The organism is Sharpea azabuensis DSM 18934, assembly GCF_000702165.1.
GTDB classification, from domain to species: Bacteria; Bacillota_I; Bacilli_A; order Erysipelotrichales; family Coprobacillaceae; genus Sharpea; species Sharpea azabuensis.
Genome location: NZ_JNKU01000083.1, coordinates 1 through 3,105 on the forward strand (window position 1 = coordinate 1; position 3,105 = coordinate 3,105).

General features: G+C 37.5%; 2 protein-coding genes. Both read left to right on the forward strand.

The window, feature by feature from the left end:
* Positions 1–137: 137 nt before the first annotated feature.
* A complete protein-coding gene (locus T529_RS0111515) occupies positions 138–1,601 on the forward strand; it encodes a glycoside hydrolase family 1 protein (RefSeq protein ID WP_033163755.1) in 1,464 nt (487 codons plus the stop codon).
* Positions 1,598–2,995: an MATE family efflux transporter gene (locus T529_RS0111520; protein WP_033163756.1), complete on the forward strand. Its 1,398-nt coding sequence runs from the start codon at positions 1,598–1,600 to the stop codon at positions 2,993–2,995. Before T529_RS0111515 ends, T529_RS0111520 begins: the two co-directional genes overlap by 4 nt.
* Positions 2,996–3,105: the final 110 nt, after the last annotated feature.

The following is a 3,105-nucleotide window of genomic DNA, read 5'->3' on the forward strand; positions in this document are numbered from 1 at the left end:
AGTGCGACAATAGCGCTCCGCCAGGTAGCGAGAGGACCGGAAGGTCCTTTTTCTTTTGCCTTCATATTTCATTTGATGAAAATAGAAACATCGTGTTTCTATGAATGGTATAATATGTTAAAAATGGAGGTAATAATATGAGTGGATTTCCAAAAGACTTTTATTGGGGCGGTGCTACTGCTGATTTTCAATATGAAGGTGGCTTTAATGAAGGCAATCGAGGTTTACTATCACATGACTATGAGACGGACGGTTCTATGGAGCATCCTCGGCATCATACGATGAAGCTAGCTGATGGTACGATTAAGAATTATCGTTCTAGTTTTTTTTATGCAGACCAAATACCTGAAGATGCAACACCTGTATTTTTAGATAATGAATACTATCCATCCCATCAAGCTGTTGATTTTTATCATCATTATAAGGAAGATATAAAGCTTATGGCTGATATGGGTTTCAATATATATCGCTTTTCTATTTGTTGGAGCAGGATATATCCGTTAGGTGATGAAGAAGAACCTAATCAAGAGGGTATCGCTTTCTATCGTAATGTCTTTGAAGAACTTAAGAAATACAATATTGAACCAATGGTCACAATATGCCATGATGAAATGCCAATGCATTTAGCACTCAAATATAATGGCTGGGCAAATCGTCATCTTATAGATGCCTATGTGAAATATGCGGAAACATTATTTAAGGAATTTGGCTCTTATTGTCATTACTGGCTGACTTTCAATGAAATTAATGCAGTAAGAGGCTTTGGCCCATGTGGGACAAGAGAAAGTGATGGTTATACACGCTATTTAGCTGACCATAACATGTTTGTTGCTTCAGCTAAGACTGTTATTTTAGGACATAAATATAATCTTGAAAATAAATTTGGGGCGATGTATGCGATGAGTGGCCTTTATCCAAGAACATGCAAACCTGAAGATATGCTGCAATCACAACTTGCTAGAAGAGAGAACTGGTATTTCATTGATACAATGTTACGTGGCTACTATCATCCCTATGCGAAAAGCATCTGGCAACATCATGGCTTTGAAACATTAGAGATAAGTGAAGAAGATAAGAAAACGCTTTATGATGGACAGCTTGATTTCTGTTCATTCTCATATTATCGTACAAATACAACACAGGCTGGTGATAAGTGGTTTAATGTTGGTGGTGGTGATAATCCTTACTTAGAAAAAACACCATGGGGCTGGGGTGTTGATCCTTTGGGATTGCGTTATGTCTTAAATGAAATCTATGATCGTATCCAGAAACCAGTATTTGTGGTTGAAAATGGTATGGGAGCTATTGATGAACCTGATGAAAACGACTATGTAGAAGATGATTATCGCATTCAATATCTTAATGATCACTTTAAAGCAATGCGAGATGCCATCACTATTGATGGAGTAGATTGCTTTGGCTATACGATGTGGGCACCAATCGATCTCGTCTCATTGTCAACAGGGGAAATGAAAAAGCGTTATGGCTTTGTCTATGTCGATATGGATGATAAGGGTCGTGGCACACTTAAACGTACACCAAAGAAATCCTTCTATTGGATGAAACATGTTATTGAAACGAATGGGAATGATCTTGAATGATGCAAACAGAACAACTTGCGACCAAGAATATTCGTCAACTTTTATTAGAATTAGCCATTCCATCGATCATCGCTCAGCTCGTTAATGTCGCTTATAATATGGTTGACCGTATTTATATTGGTCAGCTTGCCAATGGGACAAAGGCAATGGCAGCCTTATCTGTTACTTTACCAATCATCACCCTTATCACAGCTTTTACCCAGCTCTTTGGCATTGGTGGTGCACCAATTGCAGCTATAAGACTTGGTGAAGGAAACAAAGAAGAAGCAGAACGGACTATGATGAATAGCTTTGTTCTTTTATTGTTATGGGGATTTATCCTTACTATTATCATCCTTCTTTTTCAAAAACCTTTATTGTATATGTTTGGTGCTAATAAGGAAACAATTCATCTTGGCTCATCCTATATTACTATATATGCATTAGGAACAATCTTTGTCATGATTACTCTTGGTATGAATGCTTATATTAATACTCAGGGAAATGCAAGAATGGGGATGATGACGGTTTTGATTGGGGCTATTCTCAATATTGTCCTTGATCCAATATTCATTTTCCAATTCCACATGGGTGTTGCTGGTGCAGCTCTGGCCACAATTATTTCCCAATCTGTAAGTTGCTTCTGGGTCATGCTTTTCTTATTAAGCTCAAAAAGTACGCTACACTTAAGAAAAAAGTATATTCATCTCAAGTATAAAACATCTCTCGCTATTATGGCATTAGGAATATCACCTTTTACCATGAGTGCCACAGAGAGCTTATTACAAATTAGCTTTAATAATAGTCTTAAACTTTACGCAGGAACAATTGGTGTGGCAGCGATGGCAATCTTAGTAAGCTTATGGCAGTTCATCATGTTGCCTTTACAAGGACTATGTCAAGGTGCACAGCCAATAATGAGCTATAACTATGGGGCTAAAAACTATCATCGTGTCAAAGATACTTTCAAGCTGTGCTTAGGTCTTTGCGTTGGTTTTGGCTTAGTTGCTCAAATCATCATGATGATATTTGCGAAAACATTTGTCTCCATCTTCTCGAGTGATCCTTCAACAATACACTTTACTTCATGGGCATTACGTATTTATCTCATGGGAGCTGGACTCTTTGGTGCCCAGATTACCTGTCAACAGTCTTTCATGGCTCTTAACCAGCCAAAAATATCATTATTAATGGCAGTAACAAGAAAGATTATTCTTCTTATTCCCATTATCTACATTCTGCCCCATGTTATAGGGGGAACACCATTTGCCTTGAATATGAGCCATTCTATTGCCTCACTTGTGAATAATGGAGGTAAAACATTCAGCGTATTGTTGGCTGAACCGATATCGGATATTCTTGCAGCTACAATTACAACAACAATGTTTATGCGCTTCTATAAAAAGATGGATTAAAAAAGATATGGGCAATGATACGATCCCCTAAAGGTAGACAGTACAAATACACAAAATGTACTGCCCTGCTTTTAGGGGGTTTTATTATGGGAAGAAAAGCAAAATATACA

Excerpts from the sequence above, each read along its gene's own strand:
- T529_RS0111515 (WP_033163755.1), top strand. The coding sequence starts at position 138 with ATGAGTGGATTTCCAAAAGACTTTTATTGGGGCGGTGCTACTGCTGAT.
- T529_RS0111520 (WP_033163756.1), top strand. The coding sequence starts at position 1,598 with ATGATGCAAACAGAACAACTTGCGACCAAGAATATTCGTCAACTTTTA.